The organism is Fenollaria sp. C0166D3, from assembly GCF_056590255.1.
Genome location: NZ_JBWPVU010000003.1, coordinates 80,953 through 99,544, shown reverse-complemented (window position 1 = coordinate 99,544; position 18,592 = coordinate 80,953). Strand labels below are relative to the sequence as shown.

Below are 18,592 nucleotides of genomic sequence, written 5' to 3'. Positions count from 1 at the left end.
AAGTATGGAGTACATTAACGTAGGATTTGGTAATTTAATCAATAAACATAGGGTCATAGCTGTTGTAGGACCAGAGTCAGCTCCTATAAAGAGACTAATTATGGAAAATCGTGATACAATCAGACTCGTAGACGCGACTTGCGGCAAGAAGACTAGAAGCGTTATCATTATGGATAACGGGTCCATAGTTCTTTCAACGCTAGCGACTTCAACTATTAGCGAAAGATTGAATGGAGGTAATTAAATGAAAAGAGGGTTTTTGATAGTTCTTTCTGGGCCTTCTGGTTGCGGCAAAGGTACTGTTGCTGACGAACTGTTTAGACGCAACGACGATATAGTCTTTTCAGTCTCGGCGACAACTAGAGAAGCTCGTCCAGGCGAAGTAGATGGCAAGAGCTACTTCTTCTTAAGCGAAGAAGAGTTTCTAAAGAAAGTCGAAAACGATGAGTTCTTGGAATACGCTAGTGTTCACGGCCATTACTATGGTACGCCAAAAGATTTTATCACTAAAAAGATAGAAGAGGGCGAGATAGTACTGCTTGACATTGATGTTCAAGGCGCGCTTCAAATCAAAAAGAAGATGAAGGAAGTAGTTTTCATATTTCTAGTACCGCCATCGATGTCGGAGCTAAAGAGAAGGCTGGTTGGCAGAGCAACTGAGAGCGAAAAGGACTTAGAGCTAAGAATTGCTAACGGCTTTAAGGAGATAAACTTCGTTGAAGAATATGATTTCTTCGTAGTGAACGATTACTTAGAGGATGCCGTTAGAGATATCGAGGCCATAATCAAAGCGGAACAACATAGAGCGAAGAGATTCAAATATATAAAAGATAGAGTATTGGGGGAAAACAAATGATTTATATTAAAAATAAAGAAGATTTAGAAACATTATCGAGATATGCCTTAGTTATGATACTTTCAAAGAGAGCTAGGCAAATAGTTGATGGAGCAGAAGCAAAGGTTGACACTGAGTCACACAATCCAGTATCCATCGCTATGGATGAATATCTTGAAGACAAGATAGAATACGATATATAAAATGAAGAAAAACATTGTAGTATGTGTCACTGGCGGCATAGCAGCTTACAAAGCGGCAGATCTTGTATCGAGGCTTTCAAAAGTACACAATGTAAGAGTACTTATGACGAGGGATGCGCTTCAATTTGTTGGCAGCGAAACGTTTAAGATACTTTCAAAAAATGAAGTTTATACAGATGTCTTTACTGACGAAGATAAGCCTATGCACATAGAGATAGCTAAGTGGGCAGACATCTTTGTTGTGGCGCCTGCATCAGCAAATACTATAGCTAAGCTTGCTCATGGCATATGTGATGATATGGTGAGTCTAGCAATTTTAGCTAGCAAGGCAAAAAAACTTGTGGTGCCAGCCATGAACACAGTTATGCTTGAAAATGAAGCTACACAAGAAAATATTAAAACGCTTAAAGATAGGGGCGTAGACATACTTGAGTCAGATTGCGGTCTACTTGCTTGTGGCGACATAGGTAAGGGTAAGATGCCAGACCCAGAAAGAATAATTGATCGCATCGATTATTTACTTGCTAATAAAGACCTTAAGAAGTACAAGATACTTGTCACAGCTGGTCATACAGTTGAAGCGATAGACCCTGTTAGATACATCTCAAATCGTTCGACTGGTAAGATGGGCTATCACATTGCAAAAAAGGCTTACAATAGAGGAGCCAATGTCACTTTAATCATAGGACCAAATGACCTTGATATAAAAGATCCATTCAATATAGTTAATGTTGTCTCATCAAAGGATATGTATGAAGCGGTTAATAAGGAGTTTGTGGACGCAGATGCTTTGATTATGGCGGCTGCACCAGCTGACTTTACTCCAGCGAATTACAGTCCTGAAAAGATAAAAAAAGAAGTGGACGATAGTCATGATATTAAGATAAAAAAGACGGATGATATAATTAAGTCGCTTAAGGATAAAAAGGAGGGTAAAGTCGTTATTGGCTTTGCGGCTGAATCAGAAAACGTTATTGAGAACGCAAAGAAAAAGCTAGTTTCTAAAGGAGCTGACATGATAGTTGCCAACGACATAACACTAAAGGGCTCAGGCTTTAAGAGCGACGAGAACAAAGTAAGTTTTGTCTATAAAAATAAAAATGCTACATCATTCGATTTAATGAAGAAGAGTGAATTAGCAGATATCATTCTTGATAATCTAGCTGAATTACTTAAAGATAGAAAGAAAAATTAATGTTTGTTCAAGTTGTTATTGATACAAAATCGAGAGTTTTAGATAGAGTTTTTACTTATAAGACAGATGAAGCCATTAGCGTTGGTACAAGAGTTTTAGTTCCCTTTGGTAGGTCGAATAAGCCTAGCATCGCTGTGGTTTTAAACACTTGTGATGAAGTAGACATTGACGAAGCAAAGATCAAGTCCATAATCAAAGTGCTTGATGACAAAGCCATCATCGACGAGAAGATGATTGAACTAGCTCTATGGCTTAGAAACAGATACATCTCGACTTATAACGACGCGCTTAGACTTGTATTTCCGCCAGGGGGCATCAAGGAGCTAGAGCTTTTTTACTATGCCAATGACGATGTCTATGGTCTTGAAAAAGATAAGGCTTATACAAAGGATGATTTGCTTAAAATTATGACGCTTAATGATTTTACTAAGCTTATTAAAGACAATATCATTAGTGAAAAGTATAAGATTAAGCAAAAAGTTAAGGAGCACTACGAAAAATACATTAGCCTCGTGACTTACGACGAGGGCGTTAGTGAAAAGCAAAGAGCCGTACTTGATTATCTAAGGGACAACGATGGCAGCGCTTTGGAGAAAAATATAATCACTAGCCTTAATATATCGTCTTCACCAATCAAAACCCTTTTGAAAAAGGGTTTAGTGAGAGAAGATTTTATTCAAGAGTCGAGGAAGAGGGCTTACGATGTAGATTCTTATGAAAAGATCAAGCTAAATAAAGAGCAAGAAAAGGTTTATAAGCGCATGGAGCGCTCGCTCGAACATGATTTAGGTGAAAAGTTTTTACTAAGAGGCGTGACTGGCTCGGGCAAGACAGAAATTTACTTACATCTTGTTGAAAAATGTCTTCAAATGGGTAAAGATGCTATAGTACTAGTACCCGAAATAAGTCTTACACCACAAACGATTAGGCGCTTTATTGGACGCTTTCAAAGAAAGGTTCACGTGCTTCACTCAAAGCTTAGTCTATCCGAGCGCTTTGACGAGTATAACGATATAAAATCGACTTCACCAAGCATAGTCATAGGAGCGAGGTCAGCAATATTTGCTCCGTGCAGAAACTTAGGACTCATAATCATTGACGAAGAGCACGATCAAAGCTACATATCAGATATGAATCCAAAGTACCAAACAGATGAAGTAGCTTATTATAGAAGCATGAGCGAGGGGGCAACGCTACTCTTAGCAAGCGCTACACCATCGATATCGTCTTATTATAATGCTAAGCATGGCATATATGAGCTCTTAGAGCTTGATAAGAAAGCAAAGGGACAAAAGGAAGCTGATATAGAGCTAGTCAATATGATAGATGAGATTCAAAGAGGAAACATAAGTCAGATATCATCGAGATTTTTCGAAGTTATTGATGAAAATCTTAAGGCTAAGAAGCAAAGCATAGTCTTTTTAAATAGACGCGGCTACAACAAGGAGATATTTTGTAAGAGCTGCGGATACACCTTTACTTGCGATAACTGCGACGTGAGCATGACCTATCATAAGGGTATAAACAAGCTTAAGTGTCACTACTGCGGTCTTGTGAAGAACATTCCAAAGACATGTCCAAGATGCGGCGCTGAGGCCCTAAGCTTCGCCGGCTATGGTATAGAGAAGGTTGAGGAGCTATTAAGAAAGACTTTTCCAGAAGCAAAAATACTTAGAGCAGACAGCGACACGATCAAAACTGAGGATGACTACATCAATTTATACAAGAAAATGAATTCGGGAGCAGTCGATATACTCATTGGCACTCAGATGATTAGTAAGGGACTTGACTTTAAGAATGTTGATGCGGCGATCATTGTATCAATCGATGCTAATCTAAACTTCCCGAGCTATTCTGCGAGCGAAGACACATATAATTTAATCACTCAAGTGGCTGGTAGAGCTGGCCGTGATGAAAAAGGCAGAGTGCTTCTACAAAGCTACGCTGTTGACAATGAGACCATTAGCTATGCGATGAAGGGCAATTATGAGGCTTTCTATAGAAATGAAATTGCTTTAAGACAAGAGTTTCTCTATCCGCCATTCATCAATATGATATACATCGTCGGCACTAGCCTTGACAAAAATATTGTCCAAGCTGAGATGGAATACTTAAGAAGAGATATCGAGAGCTATTTAAATAAAAATGATATCAGATGCAATGTATCAAAGCTAATGCAATGCGCGATTGAAAAGATCAACGCAAGCTACAGATATCAAATTATATTGAAGTACACAAACACTTATTCGAAAGAGATAAAAGATTATATTCGCTTCATTTTATACAGAAGCAAATTTGCAAAGAACAAAAAAGTAAATTATAACATTTATATAAATCCAAGAAATTTTTTATAGGAGGTAAAGATGGCACTTAGAAATATTAGACACGACGAAGATGAAATTCTTAGAAAACAATCTAAGCTAGTTAAAGTTTTTGACGATAGACTAAAAGAGCTAGCAGATGACATGATAGAGACTATGAATCACGCGGAAGGCGTTGGTCTTGCTGCAGTACAAGTAGGTATACTTAAGCAAATGATAGTCATAGACATAGGCGAAGGACCTATGGTTTTTGTAAATCCAGATATAATTGAAACAGAAGGCAGCTGCGACGATTACGAAGGCTGTCTATCGGTTCCGGGCTACTCTGGTGTGGTTGAAAGACCTGAAAAGCTTAAGATGAAGTACCAAGACCTTGAAGGCAAGGAACATGAACTTGAAACTGAAGGCTTTTTGACTAGAGTAATATGCCACGAGACAGATCATTTGAAAGGCATTTTATACACTGACAAAGCTAAAGAAATGTATACAAATGATGAGCTTAAGGCAAAATTAGATAAAGAACAAAAGATGAAAGAGGCTAAGTAATGAAAGTCATTTACATGGGAACGCCATTATTCAGTTTGGCTCCCTTAAAGGCTTTAAAAGACCATGGCTTTGAGATAGCTATGCTTATTACGCAGCCGGATAGAAGACGCGGTAGAAAGATGCAAATCACTTACTCAGAGCTAAAGACTTATGCGCTTGAAAATGACATAGAAGTCTTTCAGCCAGAGGATGTCAATAGCAGTGAATCCATTGCCAAGATTAAAGATACTGAGGCTGATGTCATAGTCGTAGCCTCATATGGACAAATAATCAAAGAAGAGATACTTTATATGAAGAAATATCATGCGATAAATATACACGCATCACTCTTACCAAAATACAGAGGAGCGGCGCCTGTTCAAGCTGCCATCATTAATGAAGACGAAGTAACAGGCATAACTCTTATGAAGATGGCAAAGGGACTTGACACAGGAAACATACTAATGACAAGAGAGATAGCTATAGCTGATGATGACACGGCAGATACACTTACTATGAAGCTATCTAATTTAGGTGCTGAGATGATAGTGGAGTACTTAAGTGGTCTTGATGCACTTGACGAAGGCACTCCTCAAGATGATGCAAAGAGCTCTTATGTAAAGATGATTAAAAAGGAAGACGCTTTTATTGATTTTAGTGAAAGCGCTTCTAAGATTGAACACATAATTAGGGCGATGCAGCCGTGGCCAGTTGCCTTCACTACTTATAAGGGCAATAATATGAAGATATTTAAGGCTGACATTGTCAAAGCTAGTAGTGATGCTGATGCAGGTACTATATTAAATGTCAATGAAGAAGGCATCTTAGTTAAGTGCAAGGACGATGCTATAATCATAAGTGAAGTGCAAATGCCAAATAAGAAGAGAATGAAGGTTTCTGATTATATAAGAGGAAACAAAATTGAAATAGGTGAAAGGTTAGGGGATAAATAATGATAAACTTTTTAATATTTGCGGGAAGATATCATAATTATGTAAGTTCATACTTCATCTATATAATTCCAGCGATGCTCTTAAGCTTATACGCTCAATTCAAGATACAAGCAGTATATAGAGAATACATGGGTAGACTTAGCTCACTTGGTAGAAGCGGGGCTGAAGTAGCTAGAGCCATACTTGATAAGAATGGCTTAAGAAATGTAAATATCAAGGAAGTGCCGGGCACTTTAAGTGACTTTTACGATCCAAGAGACAAGAGTCTTTCTTTGTCAAGAGATATATCAGATGGCACATCCATCGCTTCAGTTGCTGTTGCTGCCCACGAGGTAGGACACGCTATTCAAGATAAGGAAAGCTATCCAATGCTAAACTTAAGAAGCCTTATGGCACCAGCTGTAAGCATTTCAAGTAATTTAGCAATGTACTTGATACTTGGAGGTTTATTTTTTAACTTTATGAAGCTATTCGATATAGGTATAATATTATATGGCATCATAGTTTTATTCACACTAGTAACTCTACCAGTTGAGTTTAACGCATCTAGAAGGGCTTTGAACGAAATTAGTGCTATGCCGGGCGTTAACGAAGAAACTATATATGGTTCGAAGAAAGTTTTAAAGGCAGCAGCTCTAACATATGTTGCAGCAGCCTTTGCAGCTATAAGTGAAATATTAAGACTACTTTCTATGAGGAGAAGAGATGATTAAAAATAACGACAGATACACAAGCTTTTTGATTTTGAAAGATATATTCGCAAGCGGTGCCTACTCAAACATTAGTCTAAGAACTGAACTTAATAAGCTTGATAAAGATATTTCAAAGTCTTTCGTAACAAAGCTTGTTTATGGCGTTGTAGAGAGAAAGAAATACCTTGATTATATCATCTCAAAGCTATCTTCAACAAAGCTAGAGAAGATTGACATAGAGATACTCATAATTATGGAGATGGCTCTATATCAAATCATATACATGGACAAGGTGCCTGATAGCGCTGCGGTTAATGAGGCAGTAAATCTAACAAAGAAAGTTAATAAGAGACTTTCAGGCTTTGTCAATGCAAATCTAAGAAACTTTTTAAGAAATAAAGATGATTTAATTAAAATCGATATAGCTGACGAAGATAAGATGCTGGCTGTAAAATATTCACTTAATGAAGAGTTTTTGGATTTACTTAATAGTGATTACGATAAAGAGACTGTAATTGATTTTTTAGATAGATCCATGGACGAAAGACTACTTAACCTAAGAGTGAATACAAAGAAGACCAGCAAAAAATCTATCGGAGCTGTTCTTGAGAAATTTGATATTAAATACGAAGAAAGCGATATATCTATTGACAGCCTCATCGTATATGACAAGGTAAATGATGTGATAAAAAGCTTATATAAACAAGGCTATGTTTCATTTCAAGACGCGACAAGCGCGAGCCTTCAAGATTATATTGAGCTTAATAAGGGAGACAAGGTCCTTGACCTATGCGCAGCGCCTGGTGGCAAGTCCATGCATATGGCAGAGAAGCTTGAAAGCAGCACAATAACGAGCTGCGATATATATGAGCACAAGATAAAACTCTTAGAGAGCGAGGCCCATAGACTTGGACTTGACAATATTGATTTTCAAATCAATGATGCTATGAAATTAAATAAAGAATTTCTTAACAAATTTGATAAGGTTTTGATAGACGTACCATGCTCAGGAAGTGGTATAATATCTAGGAAGCCTGAAATAAAATATCAAATCAATATAAAGGAGCTTAAGGAGCTTAATGATAAGCAGTGTAAGATACTAAGTATATCCAAAGACTACGTTAAGCGTGGCGGCTTGCTTATCTACAGCACATGCAGTATACTTAAGCTAGAAAACGAAATGATGCTAAAGAGATTTTTAGAAGAAAATAACGATTTTACTTTGGAAAAATATATTAAGCACATGCCAAGTGAAAAGATTAACGACGGCTTTTTCATTTCATATCTAAGGAAGGATTAATTTGACGAAGATTATTAACAATATGTATATATCAGAGCTTGAAGAGTATTTCTTAGAGCTTGGTGAGAAAAAGTTTAGAGCGAAACAGCTCTTCGAGGCTATTCACAAGCAAAAGATAAAGAATATCGAAGATATAAGTACATTCTCACAGGATTTAAAAGAAAAACTTATTACTAGCTCTGAGATATATGGCGTAAAAAAAGTTTTGGAATTAAAATCAAAACTTGATGATACAAAGAAATACCTTTTTGAGCTACACGATGGCAATGTAATTGAAAGCGTCTTAATGAAGTACAAGTATGGCTACACTGTCTGTATATCAACACAGGTCGGCTGCAAGATGGGCTGCGCCTTTTGTGCATCGACTAAGAAAGGCTTTATAAGAAATCTTTATGCTTGTGAAATGCTTGATGAGATATATGAAATAGAGAGACTAAATGATATAAATGTATCAAACGTGGTACTAATGGGTAGCGGCGAGGCGCTTGATAATTTTGATGAGCTTATAAGATTTATTGAGCTAATAAGTGCCAAGGAAGGTAAGAATCTATCGAAGAGGAACATCACCGTTTCAACTTGCGGTCTTGCTGATAAGATACTAAAGCTCGCTGAATATGATTATCCAATCACACTAACTATATCATTACATAATGCGGACGAAGAAGAGAGAAAGAAGATTATGCCGATTACAAAGAGCTATCCCTTTGATAAGCTTGTACCTGCGCTTAAAGAGTATCAGGCCAAGATCAATAAGAGGATATCCTTTGAATACGTTTTAATCGACGGACTTAATGACTCTTATCAATCTGCTTTAGATATAAAAAATTTATTAAAAGATATTAAGTCACACATCAATTTAATTCCGCTTAATAAGATTAAAGAGTACGACGAAGAGCCAAGCACTTCAGAAAACATAATGAAGTTTAAAAAATATTTAGAAGATTTTGGCTTTAATGTAACCGTTAGGCGCGAGTTAGGAGCGGATATAAACGCTTCGTGTGGACAGCTTAGAAATAATTATCTTGAACAATAGGAGGTGGTCAATGTGAATATTGGTTATGTATCAGATAAGGGTAAAACGAGAACAAATAATGAAGATAACTTTTTTATATATGATGATAATCCATTCCCTTTCTTTGTAATCGCTGATGGGGTTGGTGGACATAAGGCAGGTGAACTAGCTAGTAAGATGGCTGTTGACACCATTGCCGATGTCTTAAAGAACAAAAATGATGTGGTCTGTATAGACGATGTCGAAGACGCTATAAGAACAAGTATAGTTAGCGCGAACAATTCCATTTACAAATATTCAAAGTTTAATAAAGAGTGTGAGGGCATGGGCACGACGATATTGGTCTGCGCCTATTACAAAAACACTTGCCTCATAGCTCATGTAGGTGACTCAAGAGCCTACCTAATCAGAGAGCATGAGATAGCCCAGTTAACAGAGGACCACACCTTTGGCAACGAGCTAATTAAAAGGGCAGGAAGCAAAATTTTTAATGTTAAAAATATAGATAACAAAAACGCTTTGACCAGAGCTTTGGGAACAGAGAAAACTGTTGTCATTGACACATATAAGTTCATTCACAGGAAGGACGACATAGTACTTTTATGTACAGATGGACTTAACAAAGAGGTCGAAGATAACTCGATACTTGCAATAGTAGAGAAGAACAAGAGTATCTCAATGCAAAAGGTAGCTGAAGAGCTTAAGGATAGAGCTATACTTATGGGCGGAAGAGATAATGTTACTATAATAACTATAAAGGCTTAGAGGTGATAAAATGGATAAGATGATAGGAAAACTTTTATCGGATAGATATGAAATCTTAGAAAAAATTGGCGATGGAGGCATGGCAACTGTCTACAAAGCCAGATGTAGAGTTTTAGATAGATATGTTGCTATAAAAATTTTAAGACCTGAATATGCTAATGACGAAGAATTTATAAAGAAGTTTAATAGAGAGTCAAAGGCGGCTGCATCATTATCGAGCCAAAACATAGTGGGCATATATGATGTAGGCACGGACACTATTGAGGACGAGACTATCTATTACATCGTTATGGAGTATATAGATGGAACTACATTAAAGGATATAATTGATAGCAAGGGCAAACTTTCTGAAGATGATGCGATTGATTACTCAATTCAAATCCTTAGGGCTTTGAAAGACGCCCATGATCATAATGTTGTTCACAGAGACATAAAGCCACATAACATAATGATTACAAAGCAAGGCGCAGTCAAGGTAACAGACTTTGGTATAGCAAGAGCATCGACATCAACTACAGTTACTACAACATCTGATGTACTCGGCTCGGTCCATTATATATCACCTGAACAAGCTAGAGGCGGCTACACTGATAATAAGACGGATATATATTCATTTGGTATAGTTTTATACGAGATGCTAACAGGTAAAAAACCTTATGACGGGGACAATCCTATATCAGTAGCTATGAAGCAAATACAAGATGACATCGTTCCGCCGTCTGAGTATCTGCCAAATATGAACAAGAATCTTGAAAAGATCATACTTAAGTGTACAAGAAAGAAGCAAAGTGAAAGGTATCAAAGCGTTGATGACATCTTGGCGGACTTTTTATACTTAGATGATGATGTAAGCTTTAATTATGACAAGCAAAATGACAATTGGAATGATGAAACTGTTGTTTTAAAACAAGAGGATATAATTCGTGAAGAAAGAAACGAAAAGACTAAGAGAAATAGGGAGGAAAATATTTCTGAAATGAGACAATCAAACAGAAATCGCCGTAAAAAGAAAAAAGAAAATGGTTTAGCTGGCGTTTTCTTAGGAATAATAACAGCTCTACTACTTGTAGCTGGACTATTCTTTGGATACAATTACTTAAAAGGCGCACTTAGCGGTGGCGGCTCAGACGAAGTAGCAGTACCAAATCTTGTAGGCGAAGACTTAGATACAGCAAAATCAAAACTTGAAGCCTTAGGACTTACTTATGAAGTAGTAGCTAAAGAAAAAACTGATGGCAAGGCAAATATTGTAACAAAACAAGATCCAGAAGCAGATTTTAAAGTTAAAAAAGATTTTAAAGTGTCTCTAACTATATCTGAATCAGAAGATAGCGTTGAAGTACCAAATATAGTTGGCGAAACAATACTAGATGCAGAAAGCATTCTGTATCAATATGGCTTAAAGCTAGCCGAACCAAGCTATGAAGAAGACAAAGAGCATGAAGAAGGCATCATAATTAGGCAAGAACCGGGGGAAGGTTCTCAAGCTGAAAAGAATAGTCTAATAAAGGTTGTTGTAAGCAAGGGTAACTCTGATGAAGTTGAAGTTCCTGACTTTATAGGAAGAAACAAAGATGAAGTTATAAAAGAGCTTACAGATTTAGGACTTAAATACAAAATAACAAGCAAAGACAGTGAAGACTTTGATAAAGACATCGTTACAGATCAATCAATAACATCAGGCTCAACTGTTCAAAAAGATGAGGTTATCGACCTTGTAGTATCTAAAGGCAAGATTGAAAAGCCGGCAGAAGAAGAAACACCTGAAAATAATGAAACAAATGAAAAACCAAAAGAAGAAGACAAGCCAAAAGAAAAGGCCGCAGTCGTTATAGACATCGTTCTTCAAGCGGATCCAGACCTTGATCAAACACACTTCACTATAATTAAAAACTCTAACGGAGTAAAAGAAACTGTTTACGATCAAATGGTTAGCAAGGAAGATGGCCAAGTGAGATTCAAGTACAATGCTAAAGAAGGAGACACATTCGATATTTACAAGAACGACACTTATATAACTACAAAGCAAGCGAACTAATGAAGGGTAAAATAATTAAATCCATTTCCGGCGTTTTCTATATAGAGAGCATGGGCGAGGTCTATGAAGCAAAGCAGCTTGGAAGCTTTAAGAAGCTTAAGATGAAGCCACTTGTTGGTGACATTGCAAACTTTGTAGAAAAAGATGGCTCCTGCCTTATAGAGAGCATTGAGGAGAGAAAAAATGAGCTAATAAGGCCAAACGTAGCTAACGTAGATAATTTACTCATAGTCATGACTATAAGTACTCCAAGCATAAATTTACTTTTGCTTGACAAATTCTTAGTCATGGCTGAGTACAATCATATTAGGCCTATAATCATAATAAACAAAAAAGATATCAAGCTTGATGAACTTATATATAATATGTATAAGAGCATCGGCTACGATGTCTTCGAGACGAGTATATATGATGATGAATCCATTCACATGGTATTAGACGAGATAAAGGGTCAAACCTCGGTTCTATCAGGTCCATCTGGTGTGGGCAAGTCGTCAATAATGAACTATCTCAATAAAAACAAGCTAATTAAGACCCAAGAGATATCGACGAAGCTCAATAAGGGCAAGCAAACAACAAGGTCAGTGCAGCTCTACTCAATAGATGAAGATACGAACATCATTGATACGCCTGGCTTTACATCGCTTGAGCTTGACTTTTTGCAAGAGGAAGATGAGCTAAAAAATTATATAAAAGAATTTAATAAGTATAAGAACAAATGCAGGTTTGCGTCGTGCGCGCACATCAATGAACCTGATTGTGAGATAAAAAGACAAGTAGAAGAAGAAAATATATCGCGCATTAGGTATAAAAACTATCTACTAATGTATGAAGAGATAAAAGCAAAGAGGAGGTATTGACTTGAGAGAGATAGCACCATCATTATTGTCGGCAAACTTTTATAATTTGCAAGACGATTTAGAAAGACTAAAGAAGGCAGATATTAAGTACTTGCATCTTGATGTTATGGATGGAAATTTTGTTCCGAACATATCCTTTGGTCTGCCAATCATTAAATCAGTTAGAAAGAACACAGATTTCATTCTTGACTGCCACTTAATGATAGAAAAGCCTGAAAGATATTTGGAAGACTTTAAAAATGCCGGAGCAGACATATTAACCGTGCATCAAGAGGCGACTATACACTTACAAAGAACGCTTGCCGAAATCAGAAGACTTGGCATGAAGGCCGGTGTGTCGCTAAACCCATCGACAAGTGAAGAAACGCTTAAGTACATCATGGACGATATTGATCTAATATTAATTATGTCAGTTAATCCAGGTTTTGGTGGCCAATCATACATCGAAGCAGTTAATGAGAAGATCAAAAGAGTGAGAAAGATGATTGACGAAAGCGGCAGAGACATTATATTAGAGGTCGATGGCGGCGTCAACAAAGATAATATTAAGAGCTTAGAAGCTTTAGGAGTAGATTTATTTGTTGCGGGATCAGCAGCATTTAAAAATTCAGAGATAGAAAAGAATTTAGGAGAGTTGAGAGATGAAAAATAAAGTAGCAATAGTATTAAACGGACCAATTGATAGTTTTTTAACAGGAGATATTAAGAATTACGCCATGGTCATAGCAGTCGATGGCGGCTTAAATCACTTAGTTAAGTATAATATGGAAGCAGACCTATTCATAGGTGATTGTGATAGTGTTAATGAAGATGCACTAATCTACATGGAGACAAGTGATATCGATAGGATAGAATATGACGTAGAAAAGGACAAGACAGACTTCGAACTTGCCTTGGAATATGTAAAAGAAAAGTGCAAGATAAAGAAGATTGATGTTTTCTGTGCTTTAGGCGGAAAAGCGGATCACACTATGACGGTACTAAATAATGTCTTAGCGTATAGCAAGGACCTTGACATAACTGTCTTCGGTGGCCAACAAGCAGCAAAAGTACTTAACGAAGGCGATAAGCTTAGAGTATTGAATAGATATGATGTAGTATCCTTCTCAATGGTACCTGTTGATGAAGATGTAACTGTTTCAATCGAGTCAGCAAAGTGGGAGCTTGATCATAAAACAGTTAAGAAAGAAAGTTCATTACTAATGAGCAACAAGGCAATGGGCGAGTATGCACTAGTTACTGCACATAAGAACAGAGCCTTTGTCTTCACAACATTGTTTTTATAAAATCGATTTAGCTTAAATACAAAGAAGGCCTGTGCATTATGCATAGGCCTTTATATATACATGTGAAAGAAGCAGAGGACATCCTCTGCTTCTTCTATGTATGAGCAAAAAAAATTGCAGTTAGTCTGCAATTTTTATTCGGCTCTTTGTACCTTACCTGATCTAAGGCATCTAGTACAAACATTTATTCTTTTTACAGTTCCGTTAACGTTTGCTCTAACTCTTCTTAAGTTTGGCTTCCAAGTTCTTCTTGAGTGTCTTAAAGAGTGAGATACTTTATTACCGGCAATCTTTCCTTTACCACATATATCGCAAACTTTTCCCATTTTCTTACCTCCTCTCAAGCTTTAACTACTTAATTATAGCAAAGTTAATCATAAAAATCAAGCTTTTTTTATAAAAAATAGATTTTTTTTAAAGAAAATGTCAAAAAAACATAAAATTTCCATATATATCTTTCAAAATAAGCAATTTAATGGTATAATATAAGTAATTATGGATACAAATAAGCAAAGCAGAAGAGAAAATAAATTTATTAAGTGAATGGAGGGAGATTTATGCCTTGTCAATATACTAATGATTTAGGAACTATTAACATTGCTGACAATGTTATCGCCAAGATAGCAGGTCTATCTGCTATGGAAAGCTATGGCATAGTAGGTATGAGTGCAATCGATGCAAAAGATGGTTTTTACAAATTACTTAACATGGAGAATCTAGCTAAGGGAGTAAAGGTAGTAACAGACGGAAGCCACTTAGACATATCTTTATATGTAGTGTTGGAGTTTGGAGTTAAAATTTCAGTTGTTTGCGATAACATTATAGAAAAAGTAAAATACAATGTTGAAAGACAAACAGCTATGTCTGTTAAAAATGTCAACGTTTTTGTCCAAGGACTAAGAATGAATGACAAAAAGTAGGAGGTAAATGTGAGTACTAATAAAATTGACGCAATTGTTTTAAAGAAAGCATTGATTGGAGCTCTAAACTCACTTGGTGAAAACAAGGAAGTGGTTGACGCTCTAAATGTATTTCCTGTTCCAGATGGAGATACAGGTACTAACATGCTTCTAACAATGAAGTCAGCAGTTACAAATGCAGTTAAAGAAGAAAATAAAACTGTAAAAGAAATATCAAGTGCTTTGAGCAAGGGCGCTCTTCTTGGAGCAAGAGGAAACTCTGGTGTAATCTTATCTCAACTTCTTAGAGGTTTCAAAGAAGCTGTAGAAGATAAGGAATACATTGACATCGAAGCATTGATGGAAGCCTTTGTTAAAGCAAGTGAAGTTGCTTATAAGGCTGTTATGAGACCAACAGAAGGAACTATACTAACAGTATCAAAGGATTTAGCAAGTTTTGCAAGTAAAAACTATAGAAATTACACAGAACTTTCTAAATTTGCAGATGATTCACTTATTGCTTTAGAAGAATCATTAAACAGAACTCCAGAGCTTTTAAGCGTATTAAAAGAAGCTGGTGTAGTTGATGCTGGAGGTAAGGGTCTTTACTGTATTTTAAAAGGCGCAATAGAAGGCGCTAGAACTGAAAATCTAGAAATTACAGTTCAAGATATAAATAAGACTAAACAAACAGCTAATAGAAAAGAAATATCTACAGACAATATCAAATATGGTTATTGTACTGAATTTATTATTACTGGAGATACAAGCAAGGCCGAAGAGTTTAAGAAGACTATCTCAAAGATAGGTGACTCAATGGTTGTTGTTGCTCTTGATGATATAATCAAGTGCCATATACACTCAAACAACCCAGGTCAAGTTATTGAAGAAGCGTTAAAACTTGGTTACTTAAAGGACATCAAGATTGACAATATGCGTCTTCAACACAATGAGATACTATTTAGCGAAGAAGAGTATAAAAATACTAAAAAAGAAGACGATAAGCCAAAAGAACACAAGAAATATGGTTTTATAGCCGTAAGTTCAGGAGAAGGCTTTACAAAGATATTTAAAGATCTAAAAGTTGATGAAGTTGTTACTGGTGGCCAAACTATGAACCCATCTACAGAAGATTTTATGGAAGCCATTGATAAGATCAATGCAGACGATATATTTATCTTCCCTAACAACAAAAACATCATCATGGCAGCTAAGCAAACTATTGATCTTAGCGATAAGAATATCCATGTAGTTGAGACTAGAAATATGCCAGAAGCTATCACAGCTATGATTACATTTGATGAAGATATGAGTGCAGATGAAATTCTTGACAATATGAACGAAGCCATCAGCGAAGTAAAAACTGGTGAAGTTACTTTTGCCGTAAGAGACACTACTATCGATGGTAAAGAGATAAAGAAGGGTAACTATCTTGCTATTAGCTCATCAAAGATACTTGCAAGCTCAGCTGATCTAAATGAAACAACTATGGCTATGATAGATGAACTTATTGATGAGGACACATCTTTAGTTACTCTATATCTAGGCGAAGATGCTGAAAAAGCTCTAGCTGATGACTTAATTGAAAAACTTGAAGAGAAATATCCGGATGTCGACTTTGAAGCAATCGAGTCTAAACAAGCTTTATACTACTATATAATTTCATTGGAATAATGAAGCTAAGAGAGGTCAAGGGAGTAGGAAGCAAAACTGAAGAGTATCTAAATAGGCTTGGTTTATACACTGCAGAAGATGCACTGTTTAACAGGCCTAGAAGGTATGAGGACAGAAAGAATCTTAGGACTATCTCTGATGATAGTCTAACCGAAGCGGCTCTGTTTAAGGTAAAAGTCATTTCTTCGCCTATAATGAGGCAGAGAAATATGATGATGTTTGACGTTTGTGACGAGAAGAATAACGCAAAAGTTTTCTTCTTTGGCATGAATTTTTACAGAAATATCTTTAAGCCGGGCAAAACATTCTACTTCTTTGGCAAATTAAGTAAAAATAAATTTGGATACAGCTTTTCTAATCCTGAATTTTACAATAGTTTAAAGACAGACAGACTTGGCTACATCGGCCCAATATACAATCTTGTAAAAGGTTTATATAATTCAAAACTGGTCTCAATAGTAAGCGAGCTACTAAATACAAAAGGCTTAGTAAAAGAGATAATTCCAGAAGTTTTGATACGTGATTATAATCTATATGGTATAGATGAAGCACTTAAAGAACTGCATTTTCCAACGTCTCATGAGACTTTGGAGAAGGCGAGAAGGACTTTAGCTTTTAGAGAGATATTTACCGTTGAATATGGTTTTAAGGTCTTAAGAAAAGAAGTTCAGGATGAAAACTATGTAAAGTTCGAGCACTTTGATGAAGAAGATGACTTTATTAATGGACTTGGCTTTGAGCTAACGCCTGATCAAAAGACTGTCATAGACGAGATCAATGCTGATATGCAAGCTAATAAGAGGATGAATAGACTAGTTCAAGGAGATGTTGGTAGCGGTAAGACCATAGTCGCTGTATATGCTATGTATAAGGCGCATCTCAATGGTTACCAAGCTGCAATGATGGCACCAACTGAGATACTTGCTAAGCAGCACTACGAGAGCCTTATAGATATTTTTAAGGATGAAGATATAAATGTGGCGCTGCTATCGTCATCAATATCAAATAAAGAAAAGAATGAGATTTATGAGGGACTAGAGAGCGGAGAAATAGACATAGTTGTCGGTACTCACTCCATAATCCAAGATAAAGTCAATTTTAATAAGCTTGGACTCGTTATCACAGACGAACAGCACAGATTTGGCGTTAAGCAAAGGGCGAATTTAACGAATAAATCGATATATGCAGACACTCTTGTAATGAGTGCAACGCCGATACCAAGGACCATGTCATTAATTTTCTACGGCGACCTTGATATATCAACTATCAAGACCATGCCGCCAGGAAGGAAAAAAGTCGAGACATACGCTGTGCCTTACTCTTACAAGGAAAGAATTTTTAATTTTATAGAAAAAGAACTAAAAAAATCAAAGCAGGTCTATGTGGTTACGCCTCTGATTGAGGAGAGCGACTCGCTTGACTTGGCAAACGCAAATGATGTATATTTAGAATTGAAGGAGCATTTCAAAGATTATAATGTGGCTCTCCTTCATGGAAAGACATCAAACGAAGAGAAGAACAAGATTATGTCAGCTTATGAAGATAACGAAGTGCAGATACTTGTTTCAACTACTGTCATAGAGGTCGGCGTAAACGTTCCTAATGCTAATCTAATGATTATACTAAACGCAGAAAGGTTCGGCTTATCTACGCTTCACCAATTAAGAGGCAGGGTAGGAAGAAGCTCAGATCAAGCGTATTGCGTCCTTGTTTATGACAAGCTAAACGATATTAGCTATGAGAGATTAAAATTGATGCAAGAGACAGGCGACGGCTTTGAAATATCGAAGAAAGACTTGATACTAAGAGGACCAGGAGACTTTTTCGGAACAAAGCAGCACGGCTCTATTGATTTTAAATTCTTTGATTTTGATAAAGATACCGAGATGATTAATGATATTAACAAAGAGGTTTTATCAATACTCAGAGGCGACATTGATTACGAAAAAGACAGATACGAAGCCTTATTAAATAATATGGACTCTGTTTTTTATGATAGCAAACAAGATATCATCTTAAATTAAGAGGCAAGCT

General features: G+C 36.4%; 19 protein-coding genes. 18 read left to right on the top strand and 1 reads right to left on the bottom strand.

Going from position 1 to position 18,592, the window contains the following annotated elements:
- Nucleotides 1–4: 4 nt before the first annotated feature.
- Genes AC1EJ0_RS02875 through AC1EJ0_RS02805 form a run of 15 tightly spaced genes read left to right on the top strand, consistent with a single transcriptional unit; the run spans nt 5 to nt 13,985 of the window.
- Nucleotides 5–244 (top strand): extracellular matrix/biofilm biosynthesis regulator RemA family protein, encoded by a 240-nt coding sequence (locus AC1EJ0_RS02875; RefSeq protein WP_480023190.1) that lies wholly within the window; start codon nt 5–7, stop codon nt 242–244.
- Nucleotides 245–856 (top strand): guanylate kinase, encoded by a 612-nt coding sequence (gene gmk, locus AC1EJ0_RS02870; RefSeq protein WP_294795661.1) that lies wholly within the window; start codon nt 245–247, stop codon nt 854–856.
- Nucleotides 853–1,038 (top strand): DNA-directed RNA polymerase subunit omega, encoded by a 186-nt coding sequence (gene rpoZ / locus AC1EJ0_RS02865; protein WP_058260563.1) that lies wholly within the window; start codon nt 853–855, stop codon nt 1,036–1,038. Before gmk ends, rpoZ begins: the two co-directional genes overlap by 4 nt.
- Before the next feature lies 1 nt (nt 1,039).
- Nucleotides 1,040–2,233 (top strand): bifunctional phosphopantothenoylcysteine decarboxylase/phosphopantothenate--cysteine ligase CoaBC, encoded by a 1,194-nt coding sequence (gene coaBC / locus AC1EJ0_RS02860; protein ID WP_480023191.1) that lies wholly within the window; start codon nt 1,040–1,042, stop codon nt 2,231–2,233.
- Complete coding sequence (gene priA / locus AC1EJ0_RS02855; protein WP_480023192.1) at nt 2,233–4,587, top strand: replication restart helicase PriA; 2,355 nt, start codon at nt 2,233–2,235, stop codon at nt 4,585–4,587. The genes coaBC and priA overlap by 1 nt, the downstream gene beginning before the upstream one ends.
- Before the next feature lie 9 nt (nt 4,588–4,596).
- On the top strand, nt 4,597–5,100 hold the full coding sequence (def, locus tag AC1EJ0_RS02850; protein ID WP_480023193.1) for a peptide deformylase: 504 nt from the start codon (nt 4,597–4,599) through the stop codon (nt 5,098–5,100).
- Nucleotides 5,100–6,032 (top strand): methionyl-tRNA formyltransferase, encoded by a 933-nt coding sequence (gene fmt / locus AC1EJ0_RS02845; RefSeq protein WP_480023194.1) that lies wholly within the window; start codon nt 5,100–5,102, stop codon nt 6,030–6,032. Before def ends, fmt begins: the two co-directional genes overlap by 1 nt.
- Nucleotides 6,032–6,745, top strand: a complete 714-nt coding sequence (locus AC1EJ0_RS02840) for a zinc metallopeptidase (RefSeq protein WP_480023195.1) — start codon at nt 6,032–6,034, stop codon at nt 6,743–6,745. Before fmt ends, AC1EJ0_RS02840 begins: the two co-directional genes overlap by 1 nt.
- A complete protein-coding gene (rsmB, locus tag AC1EJ0_RS02835) occupies nt 6,738–8,024 on the top strand; it encodes a 16S rRNA (cytosine(967)-C(5))-methyltransferase RsmB (RefSeq protein WP_480023196.1) in 1,287 nt (428 codons plus the stop codon). Before AC1EJ0_RS02840 ends, rsmB begins: the two co-directional genes overlap by 8 nt.
- Before the next feature lies 1 nt (nt 8,025).
- A complete protein-coding gene (gene rlmN, locus AC1EJ0_RS02830) occupies nt 8,026–9,057 on the top strand; it encodes a dual-specificity RNA methyltransferase RlmN (RefSeq protein WP_480023197.1) in 1,032 nt (343 codons plus the stop codon).
- Between the two features lie 12 nt (nt 9,058–9,069).
- The gene (locus tag AC1EJ0_RS02825; RefSeq protein ID WP_480023198.1) at nt 9,070–9,801 is read left to right on the top strand and encodes a Stp1/IreP family PP2C-type Ser/Thr phosphatase; all 732 of its coding nucleotides are present in this window, start codon (nt 9,070–9,072) and stop codon (nt 9,799–9,801) included.
- Between the two features lie 10 nt (nt 9,802–9,811).
- Entirely contained in the window at nt 9,812–11,839 is a 2,028-nt protein-coding gene (pknB, locus tag AC1EJ0_RS02820) for a Stk1 family PASTA domain-containing Ser/Thr kinase (RefSeq protein WP_480023199.1), read from the top strand.
- A complete protein-coding gene (gene rsgA, locus AC1EJ0_RS02815) occupies nt 11,839–12,699 on the top strand; it encodes a ribosome small subunit-dependent GTPase A (protein ID WP_480023200.1) in 861 nt (286 codons plus the stop codon). Before pknB ends, rsgA begins: the two co-directional genes overlap by 1 nt.
- Before the next feature lies 1 nt (nt 12,700).
- Nucleotides 12,701–13,351, top strand: a complete 651-nt coding sequence (gene rpe, locus AC1EJ0_RS02810) for a ribulose-phosphate 3-epimerase (RefSeq protein ID WP_294986041.1) — start codon at nt 12,701–12,703, stop codon at nt 13,349–13,351.
- Nucleotides 13,341–13,985, top strand: a complete 645-nt coding sequence (locus AC1EJ0_RS02805) for a thiamine diphosphokinase (RefSeq protein ID WP_480023201.1) — start codon at nt 13,341–13,343, stop codon at nt 13,983–13,985. Before rpe ends, AC1EJ0_RS02805 begins: the two co-directional genes overlap by 11 nt.
- A 134-nt stretch (nt 13,986–14,119) precedes the next feature.
- Here AC1EJ0_RS02805 and rpmB read toward each other — a convergent pair whose 3' ends face one another.
- Entirely contained in the window at nt 14,120–14,311 is a 192-nt protein-coding gene (gene rpmB / locus AC1EJ0_RS02800; protein ID WP_019214672.1) for a 50S ribosomal protein L28, read from the bottom strand.
- Between the two features lie 231 nt (nt 14,312–14,542).
- Between rpmB and AC1EJ0_RS02795 the strand changes: the two genes are divergently transcribed.
- The 3 genes from AC1EJ0_RS02795 to recG are packed head-to-tail and all read left to right on the top strand — an operon-like array spanning nt 14,543 to nt 18,582.
- Nucleotides 14,543–14,905: an Asp23/Gls24 family envelope stress response protein gene (locus AC1EJ0_RS02795; protein ID WP_058260552.1), complete on the top strand. Its 363-nt coding sequence runs from the start codon at nt 14,543–14,545 to the stop codon at nt 14,903–14,905.
- A gap of 9 nt (nt 14,906–14,914) precedes the next feature.
- Entirely contained in the window at nt 14,915–16,558 is a 1,644-nt protein-coding gene (locus AC1EJ0_RS02790; RefSeq protein ID WP_480023202.1) for a DAK2 domain-containing protein, read from the top strand.
- Nucleotides 16,558–18,582 carry an ATP-dependent DNA helicase RecG gene (gene recG / locus AC1EJ0_RS02785; RefSeq protein WP_480023203.1) on the top strand — a complete coding sequence of 675 codons (2,025 nt, stop codon included), beginning with the start codon at nt 16,558–16,560 and terminating at the stop codon, nt 18,580–18,582. Before AC1EJ0_RS02790 ends, recG begins: the two co-directional genes overlap by 1 nt.
- Nucleotides 18,583–18,592: the final 10 nt, after the last annotated feature.

What these genes read in the sequence shown, in the direction of transcription:
- pknB (WP_480023199.1), top strand. Translation starts at nt 9,812, where the DNA reads ATGGATAAGATGATAGGAAAACTTTTATCGGATAGATATGAAATCTTA.
- rpoZ (WP_058260563.1), top strand. Translation starts at nt 853, where the DNA reads ATGATTTATATTAAAAATAAAGAAGATTTAGAAACATTATCGAGATAT.
- rsgA (WP_480023200.1), top strand. Translation starts at nt 11,839, where the DNA reads ATGAAGGGTAAAATAATTAAATCCATTTCCGGCGTTTTCTATATAGAG.
- AC1EJ0_RS02840 (WP_480023195.1), top strand. Translation starts at nt 6,032, where the DNA reads ATGATAAACTTTTTAATATTTGCGGGAAGATATCATAATTATGTAAGT.
- AC1EJ0_RS02875 (WP_480023190.1), top strand. Translation starts at nt 5, where the DNA reads ATGGAGTACATTAACGTAGGATTTGGTAATTTAATCAATAAACATAGG.
- priA (WP_480023192.1), top strand. Translation starts at nt 2,233, where the DNA reads ATGTTTGTTCAAGTTGTTATTGATACAAAATCGAGAGTTTTAGATAGA.
- def (WP_480023193.1), top strand. Translation starts at nt 4,597, where the DNA reads ATGGCACTTAGAAATATTAGACACGACGAAGATGAAATTCTTAGAAAA.
- fmt (WP_480023194.1), top strand. Translation starts at nt 5,100, where the DNA reads ATGAAAGTCATTTACATGGGAACGCCATTATTCAGTTTGGCTCCCTTA.
- AC1EJ0_RS02805 (WP_480023201.1), top strand. Translation starts at nt 13,341, where the DNA reads ATGAAAAATAAAGTAGCAATAGTATTAAACGGACCAATTGATAGTTTT.
- coaBC (WP_480023191.1), top strand. Translation starts at nt 1,040, where the DNA reads ATGAAGAAAAACATTGTAGTATGTGTCACTGGCGGCATAGCAGCTTAC.
- rsmB (WP_480023196.1), top strand. Translation starts at nt 6,738, where the DNA reads ATGATTAAAAATAACGACAGATACACAAGCTTTTTGATTTTGAAAGAT.
- rpmB (WP_019214672.1), bottom strand. Translation starts at nt 14,311, where the DNA reads ATGGGAAAAGTTTGCGATATATGTGGTAAAGGAAAGATTGCCGGTAAT.
- gmk (WP_294795661.1), top strand. Translation starts at nt 245, where the DNA reads ATGAAAAGAGGGTTTTTGATAGTTCTTTCTGGGCCTTCTGGTTGCGGC.
- AC1EJ0_RS02795 (WP_058260552.1), top strand. Translation starts at nt 14,543, where the DNA reads ATGCCTTGTCAATATACTAATGATTTAGGAACTATTAACATTGCTGAC.
- recG (WP_480023203.1), top strand. Translation starts at nt 16,558, where the DNA reads ATGAAGCTAAGAGAGGTCAAGGGAGTAGGAAGCAAAACTGAAGAGTAT.